We start from the raw sequence: 4,962 nt of genomic DNA, 5'->3' as shown, positions 1-4,962 counted from the left end.
GCGACCGCCACCTTCATCAGCGTGTCGCCATCGTCCGCCCGCCCGCCGAATACGCGGGCGCGAAAGCGCACCATGTCGAAGGCGGGGCCGGGGTCGAACTTGCGCGTCGGCGCGATGTCGTCATGCCCGACAATCTCGTTCACCCCGAACGCGCTCACCAGCGCGCGCACGATGGCAACCGCCGTGTCGATCTGCGGCGCGGGGAAGGGTTCCCAGCCGATGGGGGTGCGCGATCCGTCGGGGTTGCCGCCCCGGTGCACCGCCAGCACCGGGCTGGCGATCGGCACGCCGGTGTGCGAGGCCCAGCCGCTGCCGGCGCGGCGCAGATCGCCCCAATTGGCGAGCTCGATGCCGAACGAAAAGCGGTTGAGCCCGACCAGCTCGCGCCCCGCCAGATCGCGCCAGCGCGACCGGCCGGCATGCTGGGCCACGGTGTCGAACGCCACGCACTGAATGACGCTGCCGTCGCGATCGACCACGACATGCGCCGACGATCCCGGATTCTGCCGGTTGCGGAACCATTCCGCCGAGGATCGGCCGGAAGCCCCGGCGGTGAAATGGATCACCGCGATGCTGGGCATCGCCGCAAAGCTGCCCGAGGTGAAGAGCGACTTGATGAATTCAACCCGCTGCGCGCCCTGACGCAGCATACCACCGGAAATCGTGAAGGCCATAACGTCCTCCCCATGCCAGCCGAACGGTCGATGCGATAACGATGTCGTGATTCAGGTGAGCCAGAGCATCTGCCTGATTGTCCATCAAGTCAACGCTTTGCACGGGGGTGTGGCGGTTTGAAACGCTGAGCCGAGGATGCGGACAGGCCCGTCAAGCTCGGGTCCATTTCACACCAATACCCCGCCGTCGCCCCGCACTTGATGCGGGGCTTGGCTTCCCCTTTGCGCCGCCTTGGCCGATAACGGCCGCATGCAAAAGGGCGGCTGGCTGTACATCATGGCGAACCGTTATCGCGGCGGCATGTATGTCGGGGTTACGGCCGACCTCGTCCGCCGCGTGGACCAGCATCGGCAAGGAGCGGGCTCGCTCCACGTCGCCGATTTCAACAAGACGCGGCTCGTCTATGCCGAACGCCACGAAGAAATCACCGCAGCGATCGCACGCGAGAAGCTGGTCAAGAAATGGAAACGCGCGTGGAAATTCGCGCTGATCGAGGCGGATAACCCGGACTGGCAGGATCTGTGGCACCTGTGGTTCCAGACCGATGGCCGGCAAGGCTAGCCAAGCCCCGTGTCAAGCACGGGGCGACGCCGGTGTAGGCTCGCCTGGACGACCCGGCCGCCCCTTTTGCACCCCATCCAACCGGGCTGGAAAGGTTGCGCACCCGGCGCTATGGGGCGCCATGGAATCGTCACCCATCCCCTCGTCGGCTGGCCGCGGCGTGGATTATGCCGGCCGTTTCAACCAGGCGATCGACCGGCTGCATGCCGAGGGCCGCTACCGCGTGTTCATCGACATTTTGCGCAACAAGGGCGCCTTTCCCAATGCGCGCTGCTTTGCCGGGCATAACGGCCCCAAGCCCATCACCGTGTGGTGCTCCAACGATTATCTGGCGATGGGCCAGCACCCCAAGGTGATCGGCGCGATGGAAGAGGCGTTGCACGATGTCGGCGCAGGGTCCGGCGGCACGCGCAACATCGGCGGCAACACGCATTACCATGTCGATCTGGAAGGCGAGCTGGCCGATCTGCACGGCAAGCAGGCCGCGCTCCTGTTCACCTCGGGCTATGTCTCGAACGAGGCGACCTTGGCGACGCTCGGCAAGATCCTGCCCGGGCTCATCATCTTTTCGGATGCGCTCAACCACGCTTCGATGATCGCGGGCATCCGCAATTCGGGCTGCGAAAAGCATATCTTCCGCCACAATGACCTCGCGCATCTGGAAAGCCTGCTGGCCGCCGCAGACCCCGACGCGCCCAAGCTGATCGCGTTTGAAAGCGTCTATTCGATGGAAGGCGATGTCGCGCCGATCGCCGCGATCTGCGACCTGGCCGACAAGTATAACGCGCTCACCTATCTGGACGAGGTGCACGCAGTCGGCATGTACGGCCCGCGTGGCGGCGGCATTTCGGACCGGGACGCGGTGGCCGGCCGGCTGACCATCATCGAGGGGACGCTGGGCAAGGCGTTCGGGGTGATGGGCGGCTATATCGCGGCCGACCAGGTGATCATCGACGTGATCCGCTCCTACGCGCCGGGGTTCATCTTCACCACCTCGCTGTCGCCGGTGCTGGTGGCGGGCGCGCTCGCCAGCGTGCGCCACCTGAAGGCGTCGAGCGTGGAGCGCGAGGGGCAGCAGGCGGCCGCCGCGCGCCTCAAATCGCTGTTTGCCGAGGCCGGGCTGCCGGTGATGCCGTCGACCACGCACATCGTGCCGCTGATGGTGGGCGATCCGGTGCTGGCCAAGCGGATCAGTGACATTCTGCTCGCCGAATATGGCGTCTATGTGCAGCCGATCAATTTCCCCACCGTGCCGCGCGGCACCGAGCGGCTGCGCTTCACCCCCGGCCCCGCGCATGACGAGGCGATGATGCGCGAGCTGACCCAGGCGCTGGTTGAAATCTGGGACCGGCTGTCGCTGAAACTGGCGGCCTGAACCGGCGGGCTTTGCCCATCCGCCTGAAAAAATGACACTTTCTCCCGCCGCGCATCCGCGCGCGCCGGCCGCTCGTATGCCGCCTTGAAGAGGCCGCCCGTCCAACGCGGCCGCAACAGGGAGAAAGCAATGTTGATCATCCTGCCGAAACCGGCGCGCGCTTTGTGCGCCGGCGCGCTGCTGGGCCTGGTGCCCGGCATGGCCTGGGCGGCCGAGCCGGCCCCCGCGCCCGCCATCGCCGAAGCGGATCCAGCGCCCGCCGCAGAACCCCCCGCCGAGCCTGCCGCGCTGCCCGATGAGCCGGCAAGCGCGCCCGAGCAGCGCCGCCGCCGCTTTCTGGCGGGGGGTGGCCGGCTGCTGCTGACCGGCGGCGTCTCCACCTTCGAGGGCGCAGGCGGCGGCGGCATCGTGCCCTGGGCGCTGATCGGCAGCTATGGCACGCGCAACGAGCTGGGCGTGTCCGCGTTCGGCACCGGCGTCCTCACCCAGGATTTCACGCTGGCGGCCTATGGTGGCGCGGTCAGTTACAAGAACCGCATCGAGCTGTCGGTCGCGCGGCAGAATTTCAACCTGCGCAATGTCGGCCTCGTGCTGGGGCTGGGCAATCGTTACACGATCAGCCAGACGATCATCGGCGCCAAGGTGCGGCTGGTGGGCGATGCCGTGCTCGACCAGGACCGGCTGCTGCCGCAGATTTCGGCCGGCATCCAGTATAAGATCAACGATGATCGCGGGGTGGTGGGCGGCGCGCTGCCGGTCAACCGCCAGGGCGTGGATTTCTATCTCGCTGCGACCAAGATCATCCTGTCGCAGAGCGTGCTGCTGAACGCGACGGTGCGCCTGACCAAGGCGAACCAGTTCGGCATTCTGGGCTTTGGCGGGCTGAACGGCGCGCGCAACGAGTATCAGCCGCAGTTCGAAGGCTCGGTCGCCTATCTCATCACCCGCAAGCTGGCGATCGGCGGCGAATATCGCACCAAGTCGAACCGGCTGGAAGGGGCGCTGGGCGGCACCAGCTTCCGTGAGGAAAACGCCTACGACTTCTTCGTTGCCTATGCCCCCATCCGCAACGTCTCGTTCACGCTGGCCTATGCCCGGCTGGGGCAGATCGCGCTCACCCGCCAGAACGGCGTCTATGGCTCGCTGCAGCTGAGCTTCTGATTTCCCCCCTTAACGAAGGACCATCATGATGTTGAAATCCGCAATGCTTGCCGTCATCGCGCTGCTTGCCGCCACGCCGGCGCTCGCTCAGGAGGCCGGCACCCCGCCGGGGCAGGAGCCGGCGGTGAACGACCCCGCCGTGAAGCCCAGCGCGCGCACACTGCCCGTCATCACCAAGGGCAAGGGGCTGTTCCGCGCCTTTGGCGAAAAGCCCGGCCTTGTCGCGCTGATGGACGATGCGATGGAACGCTGGCTGAAGAACCCGCGCACGCGCCCCTTCTTCGAAAATTCGGATCAGGCGCGGATCAAGATGCTGCTGGTCGAGCAGTTCTGCGTCATCATGAACGGCGGCTGCACCTATAGCGGGCGCAGCATGGCCGAGGCGCATCGCGGCATGAACGTGAACGAAGGTGCCTTTTACGCGCTGGTCGAGGAACTGCAGGTGGCCATGAACAAGCGCGGCATTCCGTTTCGCGCGCAGAACCGGCTGATTTCGGCGCTGGCGCCGCAAAGCCGCGACATCATCGACCGGTGATGGCGATGCGGATGCTCTGCCGCATCGCGGCGCTGTCGTTTGCGCTCACCCCCGGCCTGGCGCTTGCCCAGGCCGGGGATGCAGCGGCGGGGGAAAAACTCTATCAGGCGCGCTGCGGCAGCTGCCACAGCCTGGACGCGAACCGGATCGGCCCGGCGCATCGCGGCGTGTTCGGTCGCGCGGCGGCCAGCGCGCCGGGCTATGCCTATTCGCCGGCGCTGAAAGCCTCGGGCATCATCTGGACCCAGCAGACGCTCGACCAGTGGCTGCAGGGGCCGCAGAAAATGGCGAAGGGCGCCAAAATGTTCTTCACCGTTGCCAACCCGGCCGAGCGCGCTGCGATCATCGCCTATCTGAAGGCGCAATCGGGGAAATAGGGGATCGCCTCGCCCCTCCTCCCTTGAAGGGGAGGAGGTCGGGAGGTGGGGCGTCGATGCCGGGCTCGGCGCTTTTTGGAAAGGCCCCACCCCAACCCCTCCCCTGAAGGGGAGGGGCTTCGTTGAGTGGCAGACCAAGCGGCCCGCTTGAAACCGGGCGCCGCGCCCCGCGGCGATCAGCTGGCTGGCTTGGCGCCGGTGCTGCGCTTTGCCAACTCGGCGCGCACCGCCGCGACATCGGCGCCCTGGTCGATCAGCGCGATCAGTTTCGTCGCCAG

Annotated in this window: 6 protein-coding genes; 5 read left to right on the top strand and 1 reads right to left on the bottom strand. The window is 66.7% G+C overall.

The window, feature by feature from the left end; all coding sequences use genetic code 11:
- Positions 1-674: N-acetylmuramoyl-L-alanine amidase (locus K2Y03_RS02225; protein WP_294087877.1), on the bottom strand; the 674-nt coding region annotated here is incomplete at its 3' end.
- A gap of 250 nt (positions 675-924) precedes the next feature.
- On the opposite strand from K2Y03_RS02225, the gene K2Y03_RS02220 reads away from it, so the two are divergent.
- The 5 genes from K2Y03_RS02220 (at position 925) to K2Y03_RS02200 (ending at position 4,684) form a co-directional block, all read left to right on the top strand.
- Positions 925-1,236: a GIY-YIG nuclease family protein gene (locus K2Y03_RS02220; protein WP_294087876.1), complete on the top strand. Its 312-nt coding sequence runs from the start codon at positions 925-927 to the stop codon at positions 1,234-1,236.
- Between the two features lie 160 nt (positions 1,237-1,396).
- Positions 1,397-2,611 carry a 5-aminolevulinate synthase gene (gene hemA, locus K2Y03_RS02215; RefSeq protein WP_294087878.1) on the top strand — a complete coding sequence of 405 codons (1,215 nt, stop codon included), beginning with the start codon at positions 1,397-1,399 and terminating at the stop codon, positions 2,609-2,611.
- Positions 2,612-2,740: 129 nt separating this feature from the next.
- Positions 2,741-3,772 (top strand): DUF3034 family protein, encoded by a 1,032-nt coding sequence (locus tag K2Y03_RS02210; RefSeq protein WP_294087875.1) that lies wholly within the window; start codon positions 2,741-2,743, stop codon positions 3,770-3,772.
- A 28-nt stretch (positions 3,773-3,800) separates the two neighbouring features.
- Complete coding sequence (locus K2Y03_RS02205; RefSeq protein WP_294087874.1) at positions 3,801-4,307, top strand: group 1 truncated hemoglobin; 507 nt, start codon at positions 3,801-3,803, stop codon at positions 4,305-4,307.
- Entirely contained in the window at positions 4,307-4,684 is a 378-nt protein-coding gene (locus K2Y03_RS02200; protein ID WP_294087873.1) for a c-type cytochrome, read from the top strand. The genes K2Y03_RS02205 and K2Y03_RS02200 overlap by 1 nt, the downstream gene beginning before the upstream one ends.
- Positions 4,685-4,962 lie beyond the last annotated feature (278 nt).

The organism is Sphingomonas sp. (assembly GCF_019746015.1).
Taxonomy (GTDB): Bacteria; Pseudomonadota; Alphaproteobacteria; order Sphingomonadales; family Sphingomonadaceae; genus Sphingomonas.
Note: the sequence above shows the minus strand (reverse complement) of the source record. Positions and strands in the feature narration are given on the sequence as shown.